General features: G+C 68.5%; 18 protein-coding genes. 11 read left to right on the top strand and 7 right to left on the bottom strand.

The genetic code is table 11. From position 1 onward, the window contains the following. The first annotated feature begins 25 nt into the window (after positions 1-25). From ABH933_RS11425 to ABH933_RS11405, 5 genes are all read left to right on the top strand, one after another. On the top strand, positions 26-898 hold the full coding sequence (locus ABH933_RS11425) for an SMP-30/gluconolactonase/LRE family protein (protein ID WP_429416984.1): 873 nt from the start codon (positions 26-28) through the stop codon (positions 896-898). Continuing rightward, positions 895-1,845 (top strand): DUF4432 family protein, encoded by a 951-nt coding sequence (locus ABH933_RS11420; protein WP_429416981.1) that lies wholly within the window; start codon positions 895-897, stop codon positions 1,843-1,845. The genes ABH933_RS11425 and ABH933_RS11420 overlap by 4 nt, the downstream gene beginning before the upstream one ends. Beyond that, positions 1,845-2,654 (top strand): SDR family NAD(P)-dependent oxidoreductase, encoded by an 810-nt coding sequence (locus ABH933_RS11415; protein ID WP_429416978.1) that lies wholly within the window; start codon positions 1,845-1,847, stop codon positions 2,652-2,654. The genes ABH933_RS11420 and ABH933_RS11415 overlap by 1 nt, the downstream gene beginning before the upstream one ends. Positions 2,655-2,702: 48 nt before the next feature. Next, the gene (locus ABH933_RS11410; RefSeq protein ID WP_429416976.1) at positions 2,703-3,758 is read left to right on the top strand and encodes a mannonate dehydratase; all 1,056 of its coding nucleotides are present in this window, start codon (positions 2,703-2,705) and stop codon (positions 3,756-3,758) included. 222 nt (positions 3,759-3,980) lie between these two features. Then, complete coding sequence (locus ABH933_RS11405) at positions 3,981-4,208, top strand: hypothetical protein (RefSeq protein WP_429416973.1); 228 nt, start codon at positions 3,981-3,983, stop codon at positions 4,206-4,208. A 210-nt stretch (positions 4,209-4,418) separates the two neighbouring features. On the opposite strand, the gene ABH933_RS11400 is transcribed toward ABH933_RS11405, so the two are convergent. Continuing rightward, on the bottom strand, positions 4,419-5,741 hold the full coding sequence (locus ABH933_RS11400) for a sensor histidine kinase (RefSeq protein WP_429416970.1): 1,323 nt from the start codon (positions 5,739-5,741) through the stop codon (positions 4,419-4,421). Beyond that, a complete protein-coding gene (locus tag ABH933_RS11395) occupies positions 5,738-6,409 on the bottom strand; it encodes a response regulator transcription factor (protein WP_429416967.1) in 672 nt (223 codons plus the stop codon). Before ABH933_RS11395 ends, ABH933_RS11400 begins: the two co-directional genes overlap by 4 nt. Before the next feature lie 508 nt (positions 6,410-6,917). On the opposite strand from ABH933_RS11395, the gene ABH933_RS11390 reads away from it, so the two are divergent. From ABH933_RS11390 to ABH933_RS11375, 4 genes are read left to right on the top strand one after another with little or no spacing between them, the layout of a single operon-like run. After that, the gene (locus ABH933_RS11390) at positions 6,918-7,859 is read left to right on the top strand and encodes an ABC transporter substrate-binding protein (protein ID WP_429416964.1); all 942 of its coding nucleotides are present in this window, start codon (positions 6,918-6,920) and stop codon (positions 7,857-7,859) included. Continuing rightward, a complete protein-coding gene (locus ABH933_RS11385) occupies positions 7,846-8,721 on the top strand; it encodes an amino acid ABC transporter permease (RefSeq protein WP_429416961.1) in 876 nt (291 codons plus the stop codon). The genes ABH933_RS11390 and ABH933_RS11385 overlap by 14 nt, the downstream gene beginning before the upstream one ends. Continuing rightward, entirely contained in the window at positions 8,714-9,481 is a 768-nt protein-coding gene (locus ABH933_RS11380) for an amino acid ABC transporter ATP-binding protein (protein ID WP_308166992.1), read from the top strand. Before ABH933_RS11385 ends, ABH933_RS11380 begins: the two co-directional genes overlap by 8 nt. Continuing rightward, positions 9,478-11,205: an aminotransferase class V-fold PLP-dependent enzyme gene (locus ABH933_RS11375; protein ID WP_429416957.1), complete on the top strand. Its 1,728-nt coding sequence runs from the start codon at positions 9,478-9,480 to the stop codon at positions 11,203-11,205. The genes ABH933_RS11380 and ABH933_RS11375 overlap by 4 nt, the downstream gene beginning before the upstream one ends. Before the next feature lie 57 nt (positions 11,206-11,262). Here the strand turns inward: ABH933_RS11375 and ABH933_RS11370 are convergent, their stop codons facing one another. Continuing rightward, a complete protein-coding gene (locus ABH933_RS11370) occupies positions 11,263-12,537 on the bottom strand; it encodes a diguanylate cyclase domain-containing protein (protein ID WP_429416954.1) in 1,275 nt (424 codons plus the stop codon). 223 nt (positions 12,538-12,760) lie between these two features. Here ABH933_RS11370 and ABH933_RS11365 point away from each other — a divergent pair, with 223 nt between their 5' ends. Beyond that, the gene (locus tag ABH933_RS11365; protein ID WP_429416951.1) at positions 12,761-12,997 is read left to right on the top strand and encodes a hypothetical protein; all 237 of its coding nucleotides are present in this window, start codon (positions 12,761-12,763) and stop codon (positions 12,995-12,997) included. Positions 12,998-13,126: 129 nt separating this feature from the next. On the opposite strand, the gene eccCa is transcribed toward ABH933_RS11365, so the two are convergent. The 4 genes from eccCa to eccB form a co-directional block, all read right to left on the bottom strand. Next, positions 13,127-17,158: a type VII secretion protein EccCa gene (eccCa, locus tag ABH933_RS11360; RefSeq protein WP_429416948.1), complete on the bottom strand. Its 4,032-nt coding sequence runs from the start codon at positions 17,156-17,158 to the stop codon at positions 13,127-13,129. A 61-nt stretch (positions 17,159-17,219) separates the two neighbouring features. Further along, positions 17,220-18,629 carry a type VII secretion-associated serine protease mycosin gene (mycP, locus tag ABH933_RS11355; RefSeq protein ID WP_429416946.1) on the bottom strand — a complete coding sequence of 470 codons (1,410 nt, stop codon included), beginning with the start codon at positions 18,627-18,629 and terminating at the stop codon, positions 17,220-17,222. Continuing rightward, on the bottom strand, positions 18,622-20,076 hold the full coding sequence (gene eccD / locus ABH933_RS11350; RefSeq protein WP_429416944.1) for a type VII secretion integral membrane protein EccD: 1,455 nt from the start codon (positions 20,074-20,076) through the stop codon (positions 18,622-18,624). The genes mycP and eccD overlap by 8 nt, the downstream gene beginning before the upstream one ends. Before the next feature lie 60 nt (positions 20,077-20,136). Further along, positions 20,137-21,552 (bottom strand): type VII secretion protein EccB, encoded by a 1,416-nt coding sequence (eccB, locus tag ABH933_RS11345; RefSeq protein WP_429416941.1) that lies wholly within the window; start codon positions 21,550-21,552, stop codon positions 20,137-20,139. 87 nt (positions 21,553-21,639) lie between these two features. Here eccB and eccE point away from each other — a divergent pair, with 87 nt between their 5' ends. After that, positions 21,640-23,454, top strand: coding sequence for a type VII secretion protein EccE (eccE, locus tag ABH933_RS11340; protein ID WP_429455023.1), 1,815 nt, complete (start codon positions 21,640-21,642; stop codon positions 23,452-23,454). The last annotated feature ends 64 nt before the right edge of the window (positions 23,455-23,518 follow it).

The raw sequence follows: 23,518 nt of genomic DNA, 5'->3' as shown, positions 1-23,518 counted from the left end.
GATCGACAGCGAGAGGAGCAGAACAATGGGTTCCGTAGAACTTTTTCCGCAGCCTGACGTGGTGATCCGTGCCCATGCCACGGTCGGTGAAGGACCTGTCTGGGACCGGCGGACCGGACGGTTGTGCTGGGTCGACATCAACAACGGCCTGCTCTTCGAGAACGACCTCGCGACCGGCGGGCAAAGCACCTCCGCCCTGGACACCCTCCTGGGGGCGGCGGCACCCCGGGCCCAGCACGAGGGATTCGCGGTCGCCGTCTCCGACGGTCTCGGGATCTTCGCCGACGGAAAGCTGGAAGTCCTGGACCCGGTACTGCCCGAACCCACCCGGCGCATGAACGACGCCAAATGCGACTCGCGCGGCCGTCTCTGGGCCGGGAGCACCCACCTCGACTTCGTCCCCGGCGTCGGCGCCCTGCACCGATGGGACGGGCAGGCGCCCAGCAGTGTCGTGGCGACCGGATTCGCCCTGCCCAACGGCCTGGGCTGGAACGCCGAGGACACCACCATGTACCTGGCCGACAGCATGGCCAACCTGCTTTTCAGCGCGCCCTACCGCAGTGACGAAGGCGAGGTCGGACCATTCACGCCGCTGTGCACGATCGACGGCGGCCTGCCCGACGGGCTCGCCGTCGATCTGGACGGATGCCTGTGGGTCGCGATCTGGGGAGGTAGTGAGGTGCGCCGGTACGACCCCGCAGGCGAATTGATCGGACGGATCCCGATGCCCGTCGAACAACCGTCCAGCTGCGCCTTCGCCGATGACGGAACGCTGTACATCACCTCGGCGTCGGCAGACATCCCCGAAGACCGGCTCAGCAAGCAGCCCCTGGCAGGCTCTGTCTTCGCGGTCGCCACCAACACCGCCGGTGTTCCCGTCCAGCCCTTCGCCGCATGAGCCCGCGAACCCTCGACCTCACGAGCCCAGATCTACAGGTCAGCATCGATCCCGGAAGAGGAGCAGACGTCCTCTCGCTCGTCCACCGGCGCACCGGAGTGGACGCGCTCTTCCGGACGCCATGGCGGGAACGCGCCGACGCGGTCCGCGACGGGCAGCGGCCCTCGACATACGACCCGGTCGCCGGATGGCTGGAGCAGTATCGGGGCGGCTGGCAGACACTGTGTCCGAACGCCGGCGACCCTCGGTCCGTCCACGGCGCTCCCGTGGCATTCCACGGTGAAGCCTCGGTCGTCCCCTGGCGGGTCGATGAAGCATCGACCGGCTCAGCTCGGCTGCAGGTGGAGCTGTTCTCGATCCCGGTGCGCATCGATCGGGTCATCGAGCTCCAAGGCCCGCGGCTGCACCTCGCCGATACGCTCACCAACCTGAGCGACATCGATCTGGAATTCGACTACTCGAGCCACCCCGCCCTCGGCGGCCCATTCCTGGACGGGGACTGCCGGCTCGACACCGGCGCTCGCCGGTTCACCAGCGACCCGGAGCGGGAAACAGTGTTCGACTCCGGCTCGGAACACCGCTGGCCCGAGGCCGTCACAGCATCAGGAGAGCGTGTCGATCTGCGCCGAATCCCCCCGCGTGGTAGCTCACGCGAAGTGTTCGGGTGGCTGCACGACTTCACCGAGCACTGGGTCTCGGTCACCAATCTGGACCTGGGCCTGACGGTTCGCCTCGACTGGGACGGCACGCACCTGCCCTACGCATGGCTGTGGCAGGAGCTCAATGCCACCCAGCAGTTCCCGTGGTATGGGCGGGCCCGCGCGATGGCCATGGAACCGGCAAGCATGCAGACAAGCGGTCCGGACCGGCGAAGCGCCCTGCACCTCGGCCCCCGGGCTGCGATCGAGATCCCACTGAGCATCAATTTCGACGACAGGAGTGCGTGATGGGTGAACACGACGAACGGGTCGCCCTCGTCACCGGCGGATCCCAAGGCATCGGCAAGGGCATCGCGCTGGCATTGGGCCGGCAAGGTTCGGCCATCGTCTGCCACGGGCAGACCGAGGACCCTGCCCAGGAAACGGCGGCGGAAATCAACCGTGCAGGCGGCAAGGCGATCGCGGTATGGGGACCGATCGGCGCTTCCGATACCAGCCGGTTTGCGGTCGAGCAGGCCATCTCCCGGTACGGGCGGCTCGATACCCTCGTGACCTCCGCCGGAATCCAGCGGTACGGCGACGTTCCCTCCACCCCGGAGGAAACCTGGGACGAAGTTTTCGACGTGAATGTCAAAGGAGTCTTCCTCGCCGCCCGTGCGGCCCTGCCCTACCTGCGCCAGAGCCCGGCCGGTGCCATCGCCATCATCTCCTCCGTGCAGGCCACCGCGACCCAGAACCAGGTCGCCGCGTACACGGCGAGCAAAGGCGCTCTCAACGCCCTGACCAGGGCGATGGCGGTAGACGAAGCCGAGTACGGGGTCCGCGTCAACAGCATCAGCCCCGGCTCGGTGGACACACCCATGCTCCGCACGTCGGCGGCGCTGTTCAGCGACGGCTCGGAAGAGAGCGCCCAGCAGATCGTCGCGAACTGGGGCACCGCCCACCCCCTCGGCAGGGTCGCCAGGCCCGAGGAAATCGGGGAAGTCGTCTCCTTCGTGACCAGCCCTCGGGCCAGCTTCGTCACGGGAGCGGAAATCCGGGTCGACGGAGGCCTGCTCGCCCGCATCGCCGCCCCTCTTCCCGATACGAAGAACTAAAAGCACCGACGCAATGCCCGAATCGACCAGGGCCAACTGAAAGGTTGCATGATGATTCAACTGAGCGAAATGCTTTCCCCCCGGCCCGAGCCGCTCTGGAAATTGATCAAGCAATGCGGGGTCGACAACGTCGTCGCCCTCCTCAACGGAGCCGAACAGGACCAGCGCATGTTCGCCTCCGTCGGCAAGGACGGGTTCTCCGGGACTGCTTCCGGCGATATTCCGTGGGGCGAGGCAGCGATCAGACGCGACATCGAAATTTTCGCCGAACACGGCCTCAAAGTAATCGCCATCGAGGACACGGCCCCCATGGACAAGGTCCGCCTGGGGCTCCCTGGGCGGGACGAACAAATCGAAAACATTCTCACGCAGATACGCGCGATGGGCCGGCTGGGAATCCCGACCCTGTGCTACAACTGGATGGCCATCTCGAGCTGGGGCCGCACGAGCGTGGACATCATCGGGCGCGGGGGAGCCCTGGTCACCGGGTTCAGGGCAGCGGACATAGCAAGCTTGCCCCCGCTCGCCGAACCGGGCGAGATCACCGAAGATCAGTTGTGGGATGCGCTGGGCTACTTCCTCGACGCCGTCATCCCGGTTGCCGAAGAAGCCGGAGTCAGGCTCGGGATGCACCCCGACGACCCGCCCCGCGCCACGGGCCGCAACGTGCCGCACATCATGCGCTCCCCCGAGGCATTCCGGCGGCTACTGTCGCTGCGCCCCTCCACGAGTAACGGCATCACGTTCTGCCAGGGCAATTTCGCCCTGATGGACGCCGACCTACCCGCATTGATCAGGGAATTCGGCGGCCTGGACCGAATCAGCTTCGTGCACTTCCGCGACGTCCGGGGTACGGCCGACGACTTCCAGGAAACCTTCCACGACGAAGGCCAGACGGACCTGCCCGAATGTATGCGCGCCTACGCGGAGGTCGGTTTTTCCGGACCCATGCGTCCGGACCACGTCCCCACCATGCATGGCGAATCCAACGACCGCCCGGCATACGGCGCCCTGGGGCGCCTGTTCGCCATCGGATACATTCGCGGCCTCGAACAGTCGATCTATGGCAAGCCTCCGCTCCCGATGGGACATGCCCTTTCTTAAGCGCTGATCGGTGCCGAGTTGGCGGGCCCGGCCGGGTTTGGGTCGATCGGCGGGCAGCGGAGCGGGTGTGGTGGGCTCGGGAAGCTTCCGCCGCAGGGCCTCCAGGCCTTCTACGCCCAAGAGCTGACACCGCTGCGCGGGCGATCATGAAATGTTCACGAAGAGATTGGTTTCCTTTGTGTGGCACGGAAATCCGCGCCACAACGAAAGGATTCAGCTCTCATGATGAAGAACATTCTTGTCACCGGCGCCATCGCGATCGGCCTCGCCGCTGCCGGCACCGGGATCGCCTCCGCCGACGAGGTCCAGGTCGAGGGCAACTACTCGACCCTGGCCGCCTGCCAGGCCGACGGCCCCCATGTCGAGGTGACCCGCAACAACGACAAGTGGACCAAATGGGACTGCCGCCAGGGCGACGACGGCCTCTTCTACCTGTACCTGTCGAACTAATCGACATCGCCGCTTGGGGTTTCCTCCAAGCCGCTGCCCGGGTGGCTCGCGAGGGGTCGCGCCACCCGGCGTCGCCGCGCACTGCATTCCGAGTGCGGATGGAGGCCGGTATAGACGTTCCCTCCGGCTATACCGGCCTCCACTCGCACTGGTGGAAAGCCGGCGAGAAGCGGTTCATCCCCTCCACCACAGCGAATTCCAGCAGAATGCCTACTGGGTTCTCGTGACGGCGGGCAGTATTGCCGGCGGCAGCCACAGCGTGGCGATCGCCCCGCCGCCGGCGGCCGGTTCGATGGCGGCGTTGCCGCCGTGCACCTGTGCGACCCAGGCCACCAGAGCCAGCCCGATGCCGTGCCGGCCGCTGCGCCCGGCGACGCCGCGGTCGAACGGGTTGGCCGACAGCGCCGGATCGATGCCCGGTCCGTAGTCGCGGACGCTGATCCGGCCCTCGGCCACCTGCACCTCCACCGGTGCCGATCGGTTCACCGCACCGTGGGTGAGCGCGTTCTCCACCATGTTGCGGATCGCCAGGGTCAGCAGTTCCGGATCGCCGACCACCATCGAGGGCCGGGCGTCCAGGGTGATGCGGTCGTCCGGGATGTCCTCGACGACGGTATCGGCCAGCTGATCCAGCCGCAGCATGGTGCGTTCGGGATCCGCGATGCCTGCCTGCATGCGGGCCCGCGCGAGAAGACCGGTCACCAGCCGCGCCATCCGATCGGCCAGCCCGCGCGTCTCGTCGAGCACCCGGTCCAGGTCCTGCGGTGTGTGCGTCCGTGATTCGGTGATCAGCTTCATGGTGGTCAGTGGCGTTCGCAGCTCGTGGGCGGCGTCGGCGAGGAACTGCTCGTGCTCGTCGAGCACCTGGACCGCGGCTCGCATGCTGCGCCCGGACAGCACGTGCCCGGCTGCGCCGGCGGCGGCCACGATCAGCAGCCCGCCGGCGAACAGGCCGAGCATGAGCAGCCGATGCGCACCGGCCCCGCTCATCGGCGGCGCGCCCGCCATCACCACGGCGACCCGATCGTTGTCGTCCCAGAACACCGGGGTGGCGGCCACCCGCACCGCTGCGCCGGACACGTCGGACCCGGTGTGCATCCAGGTGGCGTAGATCTGGCCCTGGGATCGGTCGACGGAGTCGGAGGCGAGGATCCCCAGATCGGTGTCGTCAGGCAGCTGCGATCGCAGATGGGTGTACACCTGTCGCCACTTTCCGCCGGTGCCCTTGCGGGTCAGCACGACCACGGCGGTCTGCTGGTTGGTCAGGTCGTCGTTGGCGATGGTGGATACGTCGACGGCCTTGTTATCGGTGGTGAGCAGCACGGCCCGGGCCAGGCCGCCCGCCACCCGGTCCAGATCGTGATCGACTCCGCGCGAGCGGGATTGGCTGTCGACCCACACCACGCCCACCCCGAGCACCATCGTGCACACCGCGGTGATCGAGGTGACCAGCGCGGTGAGCATCCATCGGGTGCGCCGCAGCCCAGCCAGTGCGGGGCGGGTATTGCTCCTGCCTCCGCTTCGCTCGCTCATAGAACTGGCTCGAGAGCGAACAGGAAGCCAGTGCCGCGAACGGTCTCGATGACCGGCGGCGGACCGAGTTTGCGGCGTAGCTTGGCCACGAGCGCATCGACCACGTTGGAGGTGGGCTCGGCCATTTCGTCCCAGCAGCATTCGATGAGTTCGCTGCGCGAGACCACGCTGCCGCGCCGGGCCGCCATCAACTCCAGTACCGCGAACTCCTTCGGAGTCAACGACAGCAGGATCCCTCCGCGCTGCACCCGGCGGCGCATCAGGTCGATCTCGATGTCGCCCACCATGATCTGCGCCGAGGTCGGCTGGGCCTGACGCCGGCACAACGCGCGCACCCGTAACACCAACTCGGCCAGCGCGAATGGCTTGGCCAGGTAGTCGTCGGCACCGTTCTCGAAGCCGGCGATGCGGTCGGCCAGTCCGTCACGGGCGGTGAGGATCAGTGCGGGTACGTTGTGACCGGCGGCGCGGGTGTCGGCGACCAAGTCCAGGCCGTCACCGTCGGGCAATCCGCGGTCGACGACCAGGCAGTCGTAGCGGTTGACCGCGATCTTGAAATCGGCATCGGCGATGTCTCCGGCCGGATCAACGGCGAACCCCGCCGACCGAAGTCCGGTTGTGACCTCGTGGCACAACCGCTGGTCGTCCTCCAACACCAGAATTCGCACGCACCGACATTAGGCCATGCCGATCGGGCGGAACCAGCGGGCGGGCGCCGTCAGCTGTTTCGAGATGCGCAGGGGCAGCACGGTCTTCCGGGTTCGGACATCCGTACCTGACCGACTCGCTGCCGCTGGCATCGGTGCGAGCGTGCCCGCATCGACCGCGCAAGGCCGCCCTGTGGTGTCGGGTCGGGGGCCGGTCAGCTGAGGAAATCGGCGATGCGCGCACCCCAGGTGTGTCGGCTAGCTGTTCGGCGGTGGCGGTCGGATGCTGGCGCAGCTGCGAAAGCAGTTCCAGGGCAGGCGGATTCGAGTCACGTGCGCCACGTATCACCGCCGGGAACAGGGCTTCCGCGATATCGGGTATGCGCACCTAGCCGCCCAGCGCGTCGAGCAACTCGGCGCGCGATCCACCGGCTCACGGTCGAAGGCGAGGCGTAATTTCAACAATTCGTTGATCTCTTCAACAAGCGAGGGTAGCGTCGCCGTTTATCTAGAGAACGGAGGTTCCGCAATGTCGCGAACCTATGTGCGCCACATCGCACTACTGGCAGGCTTGGTCAGTTTCCTCGTCGCCTGCGGGAGCGACCCGAGCGGCGGCGGCACGACGTCGCATGCACCGAGCGCCAACGTCCCGGACAACGCCGCGATCATCGGGGCGGTGACCAAGGATCCGCAGCTCAACGCCAGCCTGCCGGCGTCGATCAGCCGGGCGGGCACGCTGCACCTGGCGTCGTATATCCAGTCCGCACCCAACAACTTCTATGCCGCCGACGGCAAGACTCCGATCGGCTACGAGGTCGATCTGGCCAAGGCGATCGCGGCCAAGCTCGGTGTCGGTGTCCAGTATCAGGACATGACGTTCGATTCGCTGATCACCAGCCTGCAGTCCGGCCGAGTCGACCTGACCATGGCGGCGATGAACGACACCAAAGCACGTCAGCAGCAGATCGACTTCGTCGACTACTTCACCTCCGGCATCGCGATCATGATCCGCAAGGGCAACCCGGACGCGATTACCGGGCCGGATACGTTGTGCGGCAAGAACGTCGCGGTCGTCCAGGGAACGAGCCAGCAGAAGTTCGCCGCGGACCAGAGCACGAAATGCACGCAGGCAGGCAAGGCCGCGATCAACGTCACCGAGACCGAGAGCGACAACCAAAACCAGACCCAGCTGCGCACCGGTCGGGTCCAAGCGATCGTCAACGACCTGCCCACCGCTATCTACGTGTCCCGCACCGCGGGCGACGGGAAGTTCTTCGAGGTCGTGCCGGGCGAGCCGATCAACGGCGGTCCCTACGGTATCGGTATCAACAAGCAGAACAAGCCGCTCGCCGAGGCCGTGCAGAAGGCGCTGAACGAGCTGATCACCGACGGCAGCTACGGCAAGATCCTGCAGGCGTGGGGTGTGGAGAAGGGCGCGGTCAAGGAGGCCGTGATCAATGGCGGAAGCTGAGCTGCCGATAGTCCGCCTGAGACATTGGGGTCGCTGGATCGCCGCCGCAGTGATCCTCGCCCTGCTGGTGGCACTCGGCATCGCGCTCGGCAACGGGAAGATCGAGTGGGCTCGGGTACCGGACTTCCTGTGGTATCGCGTGATGGTGACCGGCCTGGTCAACACCATTGTGCTGGCAGTGCTCTCGCAGGGTGTGGCGATCGTGCTCGGCGTCGTCGTCGCGTTGCTGCGACGCAGCGCGAACCCGGTGGCGCGCTGGTTCGCGGCGGGCTACATCTGGCTGTTCCGCGGCCTGCCCGTGCTGCTGCAGATCCTGCTCTGGTACAACCTGGCGCTGGTCTTCCCGGTGATCTCCATCCCATCCCTTTTCCACGCACAGACCAATGCTCTGATCAGCGCGTTCACCGCGGCCTTCCTCGGCCTGGCGCTCAACGAGAGCGCATACATGGCCGAGATCGTCCGGGCCGGGCTGAACAGTGTCGACAGCGGACAAACCGAGGCGGCCAAATCGATCGGTATGACACCCGGGATGACCCTGTGGCGGGTCGTACTGCCGCAGGCGATGCGGGTGATCATCCCGCCCACCGGCAACGACTTCATCAACATGCTCAAGGGAACGTCGATGGCGTCGGTGATCGGCGTGACGGAGCTGATCCACGCGGCCAACAACATCTCCTCCAGCAACCTGTTGGTGATGGAGACCTTGCTCGCCGCGGCGGTCTGGTACATGGTCGTGGTCACGGTCGCCGGGGTCGGCCAGCATCGCCTGGAGCGAGCGTTCGGTGTGGCCGACCGGGGGCCGATGGCGCGCGCCGCGAAGGCGTTGCGGGGCGTGCCGTTAGTAAGGAGTACCCGTGAGTGACCCCCTGCTGCGAGCCGTGAGCGTTCGCAAAAACTACGGCAACACCGAAGTGCTGCGCGGGATCGATCTGGAAGTCCGCAAGGGTCAGGTCGTCTGCCTGCTCGGGCCCTCCGGCGCCGGGAAGAGCACGTTCCTGCGGTGTATCAACCACCTCGAGACCATCGATGGCGGCCAGATCTGGGTCGACGGTGAGCCGATCGGATTCCGGCTACGCGGCGGCAGGTTGTACGAGCTGCGGGAGCACGAGGTCGCCCGACAGCGACGCGACATCGGCATGGTTTTCCAGCGGTTCAACCTCTTCGCCCACCGCACGGCCCTGGAGAATGTCGTCGAAGGGCCGGTCCGGGTACTGGGTGTCGACGCCGCGAGCGCGCGGCGGCAGGGCCTGGAGCTGCTCGACCGGGTCGGGCTGGCACACCGTGCCGACGCCTACCCGGCGCAGCTGTCGGGCGGGCAGCAGCAGCGGGTGGCGATCGCCCGGTCGCTGGCGATGCGCCCGAAGCTGATGCTGTTCGACGAACCGACCTCGGCGCTCGACCCGGAGTTGGTGGGTGAGGTTCTCGAAGTGATGGGTACGTTGGCTCGAGAGGGGATGACGATGGTCGTGGTGACACACGAGATGAGCTTCGCCGCCGAGGCCGCCGACGAGGTGGTATTCCTCGCCGACGGCGTGGTGGTCGAGACCGGGCCGCCGGGTGAGGTGCTCAGCGCACCGAAACACGACCGCACCCGCCAGTTCCTCGCGAGGATTCTGTCGTGAATCCAGCGACGCGGATTTCGCCGCGCTACCTGCTGCAGTTCGATGAGCCCGCAGGATATCTGGACTTCGCGCGGTTCGGTCCGCCGTCGCACGCCGTGCTGGACACCACCGCGAGTCTGCTGCACGAGGCCACCACCGCCGGCCCGGCCACGGTAGACAATCTAATGCTGCAGGAGATCCGGGCCAGAGCGGCCGTGTCACGACTGTCCGGGTCGGATACCGACCACGTCGTGTTGCTCCCGCACACCAGCCTCGGCCTGTTCCAAGCGGCGTTCGGTTTCGGCGGCGAAGTGCTGGTATCGGCCGCGGAGTTCCCCGCCAACACCTACCCGTGGGCGCGGGCCGAGCAGGACGGGCGGCTCGTCGTCCGACGGCTGGCCGGTGGGTATGTCACGCCGGAGCGAGTCGCGGCCGGGCTGACCGACGAGATAACCACGGTGAGCGTCAGCGCGGTCGACTTCCGCACCGGCTACCGCGCCGATCTGGCCGCACTGCGCGATGTCGTCGGTGACCGGTTGCTGGTCGTCGACGGCATCCAGGGTTTCGGCATCACCGAGGAACCGTGGCAGGTCGCGGACATCCTCGTCGTGGGTGGCCAGAAGTGGCTGCGCGCCGGGTGGGGTACCGGGTTCGCCGTGCTGTCGGACCGGGCACTGGAGCGGATGGACCCGGTGCTGTCGGGCTGGACCGGAGCCCGTGACCCCGGGCTGTTCAACGACGAGATCCGTCCGCCGGATACCACCGCCGCCGCGTGGTCGCTGACCAATCTCAGCCCGATCACCTCGGGCGCGTTCGCCGCGGCGCTCGAACTGGTCGAGGAGGCCGGTCCCGGCACGATCGCGGCCCGGATCGCCGAGCGGATCGGCGAGTTCTCCGACGTGCTCGCCGGTGTCGGCGCGCAGATCGTGTCCGCTGTGGACAGACGGGCCGGAATCCTGGCATTCACCCTGCCCGGCCATTCGGCCGAACAGGTTGGTCTTGCGCTCACTTCGGCCGGGATCGCCGCGACGGTCCGGCCGGAGCACGTTCGGCTGTCGCCGCACGCCTCGACCCCGCCCGCCAGCGCGGACCTGCTGCGTTCCGCGCTGGAGACGCTGCACCGTCCGCGGAAACCGCTTCCGGCGCCCGCGGCTACGGCGGCCACGCCCGACGTGCTGACCGCGCTGGTCCCAGCCGTACCCGGCCTGGCCGCCATGCTCGGTCCCGGCAACGAGGTGCTGCTGCACGACCTGACCCGGCTGCCGGACTCGATCATCGCGATCGCCGGCGATCTGACCGGACGCAGCATCGGCGGCCCGATGACCGATCTGTTGCTCAGCCTGATCCGCCGCGGCACCACCCAGGATCTGACGAACTATCGGACCCATAGTCCCGATGGCCGCCCGATCCGTTCGTCGACGCTGTTCCTGCACGACCCGGACGGGTCGGCGATCGGCTGCCTGTGTGTCAACAGCCTGGACACCGCGGCATCCGCCGACGGCAACGGCGAACCGGAGATCTTTCCCGCGGATATCGACAGCCTGCAACGGTTCCTCGTCGACCGCGCGGTGGGAAAGGTCGGCATCCCGGTGGATCTGATGAAGAAACGTCACAAGGCGGCCGTCGTGCGCGAACTGGACGAGGCCGGCTTCTTCCTCATCAAGGACGCTGTCGACGACCTCGCCGGACGCCTGGACGTCACCCGCTACACGATCTACAACTACCTCAACGAGGTCCGGGCGTAGCGGTAGGTGCCAGGCGATGGTTTCGGGTCCGGCGTGGTTGCCGTACCGGCCGATCGCCTACTCCCCGGCTGCGGGGCCGTCGCCGACGCGATGCAATACCCAGGTGCCGCGGCCGGCGGCCTTGGCGCGGTATAGGCCGACATCGGCGTCGTCCAACAGCTTTTCGGCTTGTGTGCCGGCAGCCGGCGTGACGACGGCGCCGATGCTGGCAGACATCGTCAGCAGATCCCTGCTGGGACCGACCGGAATCGGGTCTCGCAGCGTCGCAAGCATCGTCTCGGCCGTCTCGTACGCCGTGTCGTCGTCGCAGGGCGGTGCGAGTAGAGCGACGAATTCATCTCCGCCGATGCGGGCCAGCGTGACCGCCGGCGAGGTCAGGGCCGCGTCGAGCCTGCGGCCGACCTCGGCCAGCACGCTGTCTCCTGCGCTGTGACCGTACCGGTCGTTGATCAGCTTGAAGTCGTCGACATCGAGGAAGCACAAACCGAGGTGATCGGCGGGACGGGCCACCGCGACAATGGCCTCCAGCTGCTCGAGTAAGCGACGACGATTCGGCAAACCCGTCAACTGGTCGTGACGGGCCTGCCACGACAGTTCCTCCTGCATAGCCCGGCGCTCGGTGATGTCCTCCCCGACGGCGAGCAGCCGCACGTCACGTCCGTCCATGCCGCGTACCAGCGTTATCGTCCACGCCCCCCAGCAGACGGTGCCGTCAGTGCGACAGAATCGACCCTCGAGATACTCGGTGCCGCTTCCGCGTTTCAACAGGCCGACGGCCACCTGACGGAGCTTGTCGCGGTCATCGGGGTGCATCAAGTCCAGAGCGGACACGCCCGGCATGTCCTCGGGGTTCATCCCGACCATCCGCGCCGTGGTGGGATTGGCCTCGAGCGTGATGCCGTAGACGTCGTAGAGCGCGATGGCCACCGCGGCGTTGTCGAACACCACACGGAAGCGCTGGTCCGCAAGCTCCTGGCTGCGGACGTGGGCCTGCAACAGCTCGGTGGTGTAGCCGCGGGCCAGCTCGCCCATCAGCGCGCCGAATCGCTGTGTCCGATCCGGTTGTGGCGACCGCTCCAGCAAACCGGTCAGCACCGCTGCGGTCGGGCTCATCATGGCGGGGACCGTCAGGTTCGACCGGACCATCTCGACCCCGACTCGGCATGCGGGCGACGGGTCGAACGATTCGGCCGACAGGGCAGCTTCCAGTTCCACGATCCATCTGGCCGTCAACCGGCTGATGTCGTGCGGCAGAGATATCAGCACGCCGCCGCATTCGACCAGGGCTGCCGACCAGTCACCCGCCATCTCCGCAACGTCGCGACTGTCCATCCGCGATGCCCTTCCTCCACCGCTGAGCCATCGAGGTCCACCACTGACGACCCTCCTGCTCGCTAACAATGAGCATACGAAGAACCGCCGCGGATGTCTCGGCAGTTGCCGGCAACCGGCCGCGCCGACGAGGGGCATCGGTCTCGCACTACTTGCCTACGGGCACGGCACTTGGACCAATCATTCGCCCCGCGACTACGAGACAGCATCGGTCTCGGCGCGGGTGACCCAGGATGTGCTGCTGTTGCACGGCAACGAGGACCACTACATCCCGAACCAGCACTTCGTCGACCAGGTCGCGCTGCTCACCGCCACCAGCTCGCTCACCGCTCGCGTCTTCACCCACCATGAGCAGGCCCAAAATCACTGTCAGGTAGGCAATTTCGGGCTCGCCCTGCGCGCCATCATCGACTGGCTCGACAGCCTGCGCCGACGTGACGACGCACTGGCAGCGTCCTGAGCAGGGTTCGATCCCGCCTCCACGAGCACCCGCTACCCGCCGGTGGCTCGCATGGGGCGGATTAGGAGACGGCAACCGTGATGCCGGTAATGGGAGGCAGGCCAACGACCTGGGGCGGCGGTCACTCGCCTACAGCGGGGGCATCTGACTGATTTGTACCAGTTCCCGGCCGCCGCGGCTGCGGGAGACCAGCATGCCGCGGCCGGGTGGATAGGTGGCGGGGCGGACGTCGCTGATCAGGATGCCTTCATCCTTGGGGACGCTCATCAGGAACGCGTCCACCGACATGTCCTTGAGTGGGCCCAGGACATTGTCGAACAGTGCGCGGGACGCGCCGCCGGAACGACGGGCGATGATGACGTGCAGGCCGACGTCGCGGGCCTGCGGGATGAGATCCATCAGCGGTAGCAGCGGATTGTTGTTGGCCACCATGTCGTAGTCGTCGACGATCACATACACCTCCGGCCCGGACCACCAGCTGCGTTCGCGCAGCTCGGTGGGGGTGATATCGGATCCGGGGATGCGTTCGGAGACGAAGCCCGCGACCTCCTTCAGCGTCGGAATCGAGGTCTGGGCGCTGGTGGAATATGCGGCCAGATGCTTGGTATCGATCGCGCCGAGCAGCGTGCGGCGGTAGTCGATCAGGACGATCCGGGCCTCGTCGGGTGTGGAGTTCTCCACGATGCCCTGGGCGATATTTCGCAAGAGGGTGGTCTTGCCGTTGCCGACGTCGCCGAAGATCATCAGGTGCGGCGAATCCGCGAAATCCAGCACCATGGGCTGCAATTCGGATTCGGACAGGCCGATCAACATCCGCTGGCGATCCAGCCGCACGTTCTGTTCACGGGTGATGGCCAGCACGTGCTCGCGTGGCAGCTCCAGCGGCAGCATACGCACCGCGGGTGCTCGCCGCTCGCCGTATATCTCCCGCAACGCCTCCTTGGCCGCGTTGACCCCCTCGGTCAGCGTGTTCGGGTCGGTGTCGGTGTCCAGCCGAGGTAGTGCGACGAGCATGTGCAGCTTGGTGGCGGTGAGGCCGCGACCGGGCCGGTTGATCGGCACGCCCGCCGCGCCGCGCCGGTCCATCTCGGAATCGGACGGGTCGCCGAGGCGCAGCTCGATGCGGGTGCCGATCTGGTCCTTGACCGCGGGACGGATCTCACCCCAGCGGTTCGCGCCGAGCATCAGGTGGATACCGTAGGACAACCCGCGCGCGGCGAGCGCGTGTACCTGCGGCTCGAGGAATTCGAACTCCTCGCGGAAGGTCAGCCAGCCGTCGATCACGAGGAACACATCCCCGAACAGGTCCTCGGACAAGGGATGTCCGCCGTGCCGGTCGGGCGGGAGGGCGGCCAGCTCGGCCTTGGCCTTGCGGAAGTCGCGCATGGTTTCGATGCCGAGTTGCAGGAAGCGGGCCTCGCGCCGGCGCAGCAGAGTGCTGAGTTCCGCGATGGTGCGACGCACCCGGTCGGCCTCGAGCCGGCCGGCGGCCGAGCCGACGTGCGGCAGGCCGTTGAGGCCGGCGAGGGTGCCGCCGCCGAAGTCGAGGCAGTAGAACTGCACCTGTTCGGGGGTGTGGGTGGCCGCGGCGGCCATGATGACGGTGCGCAGCGCATTGGACTTGCCGGACTGCGGCCCGCCGACGATCGCGACATTGCCCTGCGCGCCGGCCAGGTCGATGGTGAGCACATCGCGCTTCTGTTCATACGGTTTGTCGATGATGCCGATCGGGAGCCACAGCTTGCCGTGCCGATTCTCCGGGGCCCGCCAATCCTCTTGTGGCAGCAGCATATCCACGGTCGGGGAGATGTCCAACGGTGGCAGCCACACCTCGTGCGCGGGTCGCCCGTGGCCGGTGAGGCGTTCGACCACCACCTGCAGCAGTGAGCGTTCGGTACCCGACGGCGGTTCCTCGGCGAGCAGTTCGGCCAGGCTCGGCAGTTCCACCTGCACCGGCACCGCCTTGTGGACGGCGACGGCGGTGGCGGTGAACAGGCCGACCTCGCCGGCTGCCGCGCCCGCGACGACGCCTCCGGTGCGCCGGGCGACCGGCGGCGTATAGGGGCCGGAGACATAGGTGGCGTTGAATCGCGACGGATCCGAGGAATCGCTCTTCAGATAGCCCGCACCGGGCTGCGCGGGCAGGTGGTAGGCGTCGGTGATGCCGAGCACCTGCCGGGACTCGCCGGCGGAGAAGGTGCGCAGGCCGATCCGATAGGACAGGTGCGAGTCCAGTCCGCGCAGCCGGTTCTCCTCGAGGCGCTGCGAGGCCAGCAGTAGATGCACGCGCAGCGACCGGCCGAGGCGGCCGATCATCACGAACAGCTCGGCGAAATCCGGCTTCTGCGACAGCAGTTCGGTGAATTCGTCGACGATGACGAACAACGCCGGCAACGGATCCAGTGCCGCACCGTTGGCGCGGGCCTTCTCGTACTCGGTGACGTTGGCGAAATTGCCTGCCGCACGTAACAATTCCTGGCGGCGGTTCAGTTCACCGGCCAGCGCGTCGCGCATGCGGTCGACCATCGAGAGTTCTTCCTCGAGGTTGGTGATCACCGCCGCAACGTGTGGCAGCGGGTCGAGGCCGAGAAATGTTGCGCCGCCCTTGAAGTCGACCAGCACCAGGTTCAGCAGATCAGGTGAGTGCGTGGTGACCATCGAGAGCACGAGGGTGCGCAGAAATTCGGATTTGCCGGAACCGGTTGCGCCGATGCACAGTCCGTGCGGTCCCATGCCGTTCTCGGCGGACTCCTTGATATCGATCTCTACGGGGTTGCCGTCGGGGGTGATGCCGATCGGCACGCGCAGCCGCTCGCGCGAGGAGCGGGGCCGCCATACCCGGTCGGCGTCGATGGTCGCCGCGTCCGGAATCTTCAGCAGCGCCATCAAACCCGGATCGCCGGCGCCGTCCTCGTCGAGGTCGACCATCTGCGCGGTGGTGGCCAGGCGGTAGCGGGCCATGCCGCGGGCGAATGTGGCGGCCACGTCGAGGCCGACCCGGTCGGGGCCCGCGAACTTCTCCACCGAACCCCCGGTGCGGGCGCCGATCACGTTCTCCTCCGCCACGAGTTGCAGCCCGCGGCGCACCGCCAGTCCCGCCTGCGGAGCGCTGAGATCCAGCACGGTCACCGAGTCGAGGCCGGCATCGCTGATGATGCGTTCGGAACCGCTGACATAACCGTCGTCGATGACGATCACCAGATGCAGGCGGCCGGCCGTGGACGGTGCGTTGCGCAGGAACCGGCCGCGCTCGAGCAGTTCCTCGGTCAGCGAGCTCTCGAGCTCCGACAGCGACTCGTACAGCATGCGCATGCTGCCGATGCCGTCGTTCTCGCGCGGATGTTGCAGATGCGGAAGCCATTTCGCCCATCCCCACGCCTCCCCGTCCGGATCGGCGGTGACGATGGCGAACACCATGTGGTCGGGGCCGTGAAAGGTGGCCAGCTCCAGCAGGATCGAGCGCACCAGCGTGCGGCCGTGCTCGCGCGTGCCCTCGATGTTGATCGCGGGGAACGCGCGCAGCGAGATCGCGGTCGGCAGGCCGTGCACCACCGAATGGGTGCGCACGAAGCGCCGCAGTGCGACCGTCGCCACCGGTTCCAGATCCTCCAGCGGCCCGGTCTCGGGGCGGGCCAGTTTGGTGGCGATCCGATGGCTGCCCACGCCGATGCGTACATGCGCGAAGTCGGGATCGTTCGGGCGGCGCTCCCACATCCGGCGGGTGCCGATCAGTGAGTGCAGATTCGCCGGATCCGGATGGTTCCAGGCCAGCGCCTCGCGCTGGGAGGCGCCGGTCTGCCGTACGTCACGTCGCAACTGCTCCAGGTAACGGAAGTAGTCCTTGCGTTCCTCGTTGAGCTCGCCGGCCCGCTTGCCGCCCCCGCCGCCGCGCCCGGCGAACATGCCGACCATCGACATCAGCATCATCATCGGGAACATCATCGTGAGCGGATTGGACAGCATCGACTTACCGCTCATGGTGAACATCAGGCCCACCATGCCGACCATCGCGACCACCATTACCACGGGCATCAGCCGCTGCCACAACGGATTGGGGATCGGCGCGCTGATCTCCGGCGGTGCGTTCAGCACCACCTCGCCGCCCGGCGGGCGCGGCGGCGCGATGCGGGCCAGGCGGATGAAACCCTGTGTCGTCGTCATGAAGGGCTCCTCGGGAAACGATGGGCCGGCGGAGGGGGCGGAGCCGGCGGGGTGGGTGGGGTCAGTCGTCGCCGGGCATGGCGAGGGGGGTGCGCTGCTTGCGGCGGAACGGCACGGACAGGCCCAGAACCAGGCCCAGCAGCGCCAGACAGGTCAGCGCGCCCGCGGCGCTGATCCGGCGCGGCCACGGGTCTACGGCGGGAGGCGCCGGCGGGGCCGGGATCGCTTCGGCGGCGGCCGCGGCCGGGACCGGCGGCAGCGCCGCCGACAGCGCCGCGACCGGGTCGATCATGCCGGCGCCGACGCGGTCGTCGTGGCTGGGGCCGAAGCCGTGGGCGGTGCGTTCGATGCGGTCGATGACCTGGCCCGCGGACAGCCGGGGGTAGTGGGCTCGCACCAGCGCGGCCAGGCCCGCCACGAACGCGCTGGAGAAGCTGGTCCCGTCGACGGGGGCGACCGGGCCGTTGGCCTGCGGTGTGCCGTTGACCAGTCCGGTGCCGCCGGGATCGCTGTCCAGGGACATCAGGTTGCTGCCGGGTGCGGCGACTCCGACCCACGGGCCGTAGAGAGTGAACGGTGAGGGGGAGCCATCGGCCTCGACCGAGCCGACGGGCAGTACGTAGGGGGTGAACCAGGCCGGGCTTGCGACCGTGTTCACCGAATCCCAACCGGCGGTGCCGTTCTGGGTCTTGCACGCACCCTGTGTTTCCAGGTTGCCGGCCGCGGCGACCACGACGACGTTGTGGTCGTACGCGTATTTCAGCGCCGCGCCGAGGGCGCCGTCGGCGGCGTTGTCCCCGGCCGCGCGGCAGGACACCTCGGAGATGTTGATTACCGAGGCGTGCATGTCGACCGCATGAGTCACCGCGTAGGCGAGGGTGACGACGGTCCCGAAGCCGCCGGCCGACATCCCGCCAGACCTGTCCGAGTTGTAGCTGCCCTTGGCCTGATAGGCCAGGCTGGTCTGGCGGATCGACAGGATGCTCGCGTCCGGCGCGATGCCGGAGAAGCCGTCGCTGCCGTCGGGTGCGGGATGGCCGGCGATGATCCCGGCGACGAGGGTGCCGTGCCCGTCGCAGTCCGTGGTGCCGTTGGAATTGGAGACGTAGTCGCCGCCGGGCACGACGCTCAGGCGAGGCTGCGGGTTGACGCCGGTATCGATGACGGCCACGAGTTGTCCGGCGCCGCGGCTGAATTGCCAGGCCTGGCGCAGCTCGAGCGCGCGCTGCACGGCGGGCTCGCCGACGGGCGGGGGGCCGGACCAGGTCGGGTGCGAGCACATCAGGTGCTGCTGCGACGGTTCGGGCGGGGCGACGGGCGCGTTGAGTACCAGCGCGTTCGGGTTCACCCCGGGCGGTGCGACGGCCCGGGCGGACCCGGCCGGGGTGAGGGTCAGCGCGAGCGGTAGCGCCAGGGCGGCGGCCGCGGCGCCGAGCCGGCGGGCGCGGGATACCGTTGCCGCGCTAGCCATTGCGGGCGAGGGCGTAGATGTCCAGGATCCAGAACGTCAGCGGCCCGATCGCGCAGATCAGCAGGTACTCGAACCATTCGCCGGCGCGCTGCATCAGCGGCGAGATCTCGAGGTGCGGCCCGGCGACGCCGATCAGCAGGGTCAGTGCCACCAGCACCAGCAGCGCCGCCGCGCCCGGTAACGCCGCACCGTGCAGGCCGACGCCGAGCAGCACCGCCGGCGCGGCGAGCGTCGTACAGCCGCCCAGTACCAGCGCAGTGGCCTGGGTGAGGTCGGCGAATCCGCGCCCGCGCCGGGCCAGCACGATGCCGACCGCGAACGCCAGCGCCACCGCCTGCCACCGGTGTTCGGCGGCCTCGGCGACCGTGACGATCGTCCCGGCGACCGCGACCAGCACGATGCCCAGGACGATGCCGGTCTGATACGCATTGGCGAGGTTCGCGCGCCGGCCCAGCCCGGCCGCCGAGGGGATCGAGGTGGCGCCGATCGCGCCGATGCCCTCGACGGTGGGACGGGGTTCGTGATCGCGCGGATCGATGGCACCGCCGGCGGTCGGCACCGGCGGCACCGGTAGCCGCGCGGCCCACACCGCGATGCGCGGGGCGGACGTGATGCCCAGCAGCGCAAGGGCGGTCGCCGACACCGCGGCCTTCGCCGGTGCGGCGCCCCACAGCGTCATCGCGGCGGCGGCGCCGGTGGTGAACGTCGCGGCGGTGACGACGGCGGAGAACATCGCCGGGCCGGTGCACACGACCCGCAGCGCCAGCACGGCCAGCAGCAGCACGACCGCGCCGCCCAGCAGCAGATGTGGCGCGCCGAGCGCGCCGGGCACCAGCGCGGCGGCCCCGCTGCCCATGAGTAGCAGTCCGGTCAGCGACAGTGCGGTGGCGGGCTGTTCCGCGGCGTACATCCGGGCCGAGAGGGTGGCCACCACCAGGGCAAGCAGCCCGGCGCCGAGCCCTGCGCCGCCGGCGGCCAGGCCCTGGCCGTGCGCCTTCGAGATCAGCAGCAGCAGGCAGGCGCCGAGCCCGGCGAGCAGGGCGCCGGTCATGCCCGCGCGGGCCGCGGACGCGGAAGTCCAACCGCGGAAAGAACTTTCGGTGAGGCGGGCGACGGCGTCGATGACGTCGTCGAACAGCGCCGGGGCGTCGATGGCGTCGTCGGTGCGCAGCACCAGCAGCTCACCGTCGTATACCTCGGCCTCGGTCAGGGTGCGCAGAGGATCGATGGCGCCGTGGCCGAGCCGGGACAGCGTCCAGCGCTGCGCGGTGAGCACGCCCTCGTCGTGCTCGTTCAGGTTCGGATTGCGCGAGTCCACGAGTGTGACGACATCGGGGATGAAGTGGGCGATCGGGACCGTGGTGGGCAGCACCATGTCCACCTGCGTATTGCCGCCGATCACCGAGACCCGGCACAGCTGCGGCTCGGAAGTCGATGATTCGATCAATGAATTGCTCCTGCATGCGTCCGCGTGCGGTGGGGAAAGGTCATGTCGTTCACCCGGAGTTCACCGGCCGGGGCCGGTGACGGGGACGGTGTCGCGGGCGATCAGCGCCGACCGCCGGTCCAGCATGGGCCCGGAGGGAAACTGATCGACGATCTGCCAGGGCACGAGTTTCGGTTGGGACAGCCCCAGCACGGCTGCGGTGGCCGCGTCGGGAATGCCGAACCGCACCCCGGTGTCGGTGATGTAGAACAGCCCGTCGCGGCGGGTGCTGTCCGGTTCGATCCCGGTGACCTGAACGAACTCACCGGTGGACGGCGGCACGTACGCGGCATCGGCCACGGCGCCGGTGCTGCCGCCGACCAGGTCCAGCGGCTGTGCGCCGTCGGGCAGGGGCAGCTGCCTGCCGATCAGCACCCCCAGCTGTGCCGCCGGATCGTGCGGCCCGCGCGCCCACGCCGCGCAGGCGATCGGCGCGGTATCCGCGGAGACGATGGCGGGGCGCTGGACGGGGAATTGGTCGACCGGCAGGGTGTGCACCACCGGCACACCGCGGATGGCGTCCGGGGCAACCTGCGTCATCTCGTTGCGCCCCATCGAATTCGCGGTGCGCAGCACCTCGGCGGTGAATGGGGACACGGTCTGGATGCCGTCGGCGAGCGCGACGTACAGCATGGCCGATCCGGGCTGCTCGCCCTCGACCGAGATCACCGTGCCGATCGGAGTGCCGTGCACCGCGCTGGGCGCACCGGCGTTCGGGATCGCGGGCACTGCCAGATCGGGCGCGGACACGGTGGCGTTCAGCAGGCCGGTCCCGATCGGCCGCTGGGCTATCCCGTGCAATTGCAGCGCGGATTCGATTGCGGCATTGGCGGTGTCGACCCGGGCGTGCCTGCCGTCGTAGATCAGATAGCTGGCTCCGTCCCGGGTGGCCAGCAGTGCCTCGCCTGCCGCGGTCGGGTGCACCTGCGGGCCGAGTTGCGGATTGCCTTCCAGCACAGTGGTATTCAATCCGGAGCCGACATCGTCGCAGACGGCCCAGGCGGACCGGGCGCTCGACGGGCCGGGCAGGGCGGCCGGGGCGCCGGGTATACCGAGCAGCGAACCGCGCGGCATATCGGAGAGTTTGGCCTCCTCGACCGGCGCAGGCGCGGCGCCACTGCCCGCGACCAAGCGCGCCGAGGCCAGATTCAGCACCGGATGCAGCGTCTTGCCCACCACCACGTACAGCGCGCCGCTGTGCGAACCCATGATGATCTTGGAGTCGCCCACCTGCCCCTGGGGATGCAGGAACCCCAGTACCGCGCAGCCGCCCGCGACGAGCGCTGCCAGGACGAATCCGGTGATCCACGATCGGTATTGGATACGCATCGGATCGTGCAGCATGTGCACATCGCGACGCACCAGCGCATGATCGAAACGCTGTAACAGGAATAGATACCCATTGACCTGTGCCCGGGTCGTCAACTGTGCGGGCAATTGCACCTCCTCGCCAATTCCCGGAGCTCACGAAATCAGCGAGCGTATGGGAGGCTACCGTACTGCGGGGGGCAGTGCCGATGGGAGATGTGTCGAATGAGTGAAATCGCCGCCGTGCGGGTTGGGCACAAAATGATCAACTCTCCGGAAAACGGGACCGAGGCCGTACCCGTCGCCGATATCCCGGAATCCCCGGCGAACCCGGAGATTCCCCAGCTGGTGGGCGGGAAGCGTGGGCCGTTCGACCGATTTCCGTTGCCGGAGGTGCTGCCGTCCGCACTCTCCGGCGCGGTCGCGGGAACGACTGCCGTCGCCTTTCATGCTCCGCTTTTGGCGACCCTCGGAATCGGTTTCGGAATTGCGGTTCTAGGTGCCGCCAGGATTAACGAAAGAAATATTTGGCAAACTCTGGAAATGCGGGCCGCGCTCCGGTTGCGGAGTCGGCGCGGCGGTGATATTGCCGGGCCGGCCGAGCCGTTCGACGTGCCGGTGCCGGATGCGGCCGGCGAGCGCTGCGGCATGCGCTGGGACGGCAGGCACGTGCTCACGATGCTGCGGGTCGAACGCGCGAACGTGGCGCCGACCCTGTTGCGCCCGCAGGAGATTCGCACCGGCGACGCGGTGCCGCTGGCCGAGGCGGCGCGCTGCCTGTCGCAGTTCGACATCCGCCTGGCCGCGATCGACGTGGTCACCCTCGGTGTGCGCACCCGCGGCAGCCACGAGGTGGTGCAGCTCTACGAGCGGCTGCTGGGCCCGCTGCCCGCGTCCACCTCGCGCACGGTCTGCCTGGTGTTGCGCTTCGATCCGGTGGCCAACGCCGAGGCGATCGAGAGCCGCGGCGGCGGGCACGAGGGCGCCCTGCGCACGGCGTTGGTCGCGACCCGCCGGGTCGCGGGCCGCCTGGCCACGCGCGGGGTGCGGGTGCGTGCGCTGACCGCGGCCGAGCTCACCGCCGCCGAAGCCGAGATGCTGCACGGCGCCGCGCCCGGCGACTGGACCGAGCGGTGGCATGCGATGCGGCACGAGACGATCGAGCTGACCGGGTACGCCGTGCGCCCGAGTCGGCTCAATTCCGAAGTGCTGGCAGGTATTTGGTCGCTGCCCGGGATGTCGACGCTGTTGCGCCTGCGGCTGACCCCCGCATCCGGCCCGCGGGCGCCCGGAGGGGACGGCGGCGAGGTATCGGTGAGTGCGCTGGTACGCCACGACACTCGCGTCGGCGGGCCCGGCGCCGATCGGAAGATGCTGCGGAAGATGGGATTGCGGCCGCTGGCCGGGCTGCAGCGGAGGGTGCTGCTGGAGGGCGGATCGCTCGCGCCGGTCGGCGCCGCGTCCGGCCCGCCCACCGCGCTGGCCGGGCTGTCGGTGCCCGCTGGCGACTGCGGGCAGGTGATCGGCGCGACCGAGGGCGGTTTCGGCGTCGCGGTGCCGCTGTTCGGACCGGCGGTGCGGACGGTGGAGATCGTGGGCAGCCTGCACCTGGTCCAGCAGATGATCCTGCGCGCGGTAGCGGTCGGTGCGCGGGTCATCGTGCACACCGTGCGCGGGGAGGCGTGGCTGCATCTGGCCGCCATGATCGACCGGCCCGAGGCGCTGTCGGTGACCCGGCCGGGCGGCGGCGCGCACCACACCGCGGCCGCGACGATCATCGTCTACGACGGAATCGGTTCGGCGGGACAGGTTTCCGAGGCGACGGTGGTGCACGTGCGAGAACCCGGAGAGGTATCGGCGGCCGTGCTCGAGGCCGACGTGGTACTGGTCGAATCCGCGGAACAGCCTGGACGAGTGCACATTCGCACGGCGGGCGGGGAACTGACGGTGCAGGTGGTGTCGATTCCGGAGGAGCGGCGGTATCTGGAGGGGGCGACGCAACGCCAGCGGGAGGTGTTGCAGCCGACCTGATCCGGGGCGGCTCCCGGCACGATGCGGGGCCCGGCACCACGCTGTGCCGGGCCCCGCGTGCGAA

The sequence above is a fragment of the Nocardia sp. GP40 genome (assembly GCF_050434125.1).
GTDB classification, from domain to species: Bacteria; Actinomycetota; Actinomycetes; order Mycobacteriales; family Mycobacteriaceae; genus Nocardia; species Nocardia albiluteola.
Note: the sequence above shows the minus strand (reverse complement) of the source record. Positions and strands in the feature narration are given on the sequence as shown.

Bases quoted from the DNA above. Each gene is read 5' to 3' on its own strand.
- ABH933_RS11410 (WP_429416976.1), top strand. From the start codon at position 2,703: ATGATGATTCAACTGAGCGAAATGCTTTCCCCCCGGCCCGAGCCGCTC.
- eccE (WP_429455023.1), top strand. From the start codon at position 21,640: ATGTGTCGAATGAGTGAAATCGCCGCCGTGCGGGTTGGGCACAAAATG.
- ABH933_RS11400 (WP_429416970.1), bottom strand. From the start codon at position 5,741: ATGAGCGAGCGAAGCGGAGGCAGGAGCAATACCCGCCCCGCACTGGCT.
- ABH933_RS11420 (WP_429416981.1), top strand. From the start codon at position 895: ATGAGCCCGCGAACCCTCGACCTCACGAGCCCAGATCTACAGGTCAGC.
- eccCa (WP_429416948.1), bottom strand. From the start codon at position 17,158: ATGACGACGACACAGGGTTTCATCCGCCTGGCCCGCATCGCGCCGCCG.
- ABH933_RS11370 (WP_429416954.1), bottom strand. From the start codon at position 12,537: ATGGACAGTCGCGACGTTGCGGAGATGGCGGGTGACTGGTCGGCAGCC.
- ABH933_RS11390 (WP_429416964.1), top strand. From the start codon at position 6,918: ATGTCGCGAACCTATGTGCGCCACATCGCACTACTGGCAGGCTTGGTC.
- ABH933_RS11385 (WP_429416961.1), top strand. From the start codon at position 7,846: ATGGCGGAAGCTGAGCTGCCGATAGTCCGCCTGAGACATTGGGGTCGC.
- mycP (WP_429416946.1), bottom strand. From the start codon at position 18,629: ATGGCTAGCGCGGCAACGGTATCCCGCGCCCGCCGGCTCGGCGCCGCG.
- ABH933_RS11415 (WP_429416978.1), top strand. From the start codon at position 1,845: ATGGGTGAACACGACGAACGGGTCGCCCTCGTCACCGGCGGATCCCAA.
- ABH933_RS11425 (WP_429416984.1), top strand. From the start codon at position 26: ATGGGTTCCGTAGAACTTTTTCCGCAGCCTGACGTGGTGATCCGTGCC.
- ABH933_RS11405 (WP_429416973.1), top strand. From the start codon at position 3,981: ATGATGAAGAACATTCTTGTCACCGGCGCCATCGCGATCGGCCTCGCC.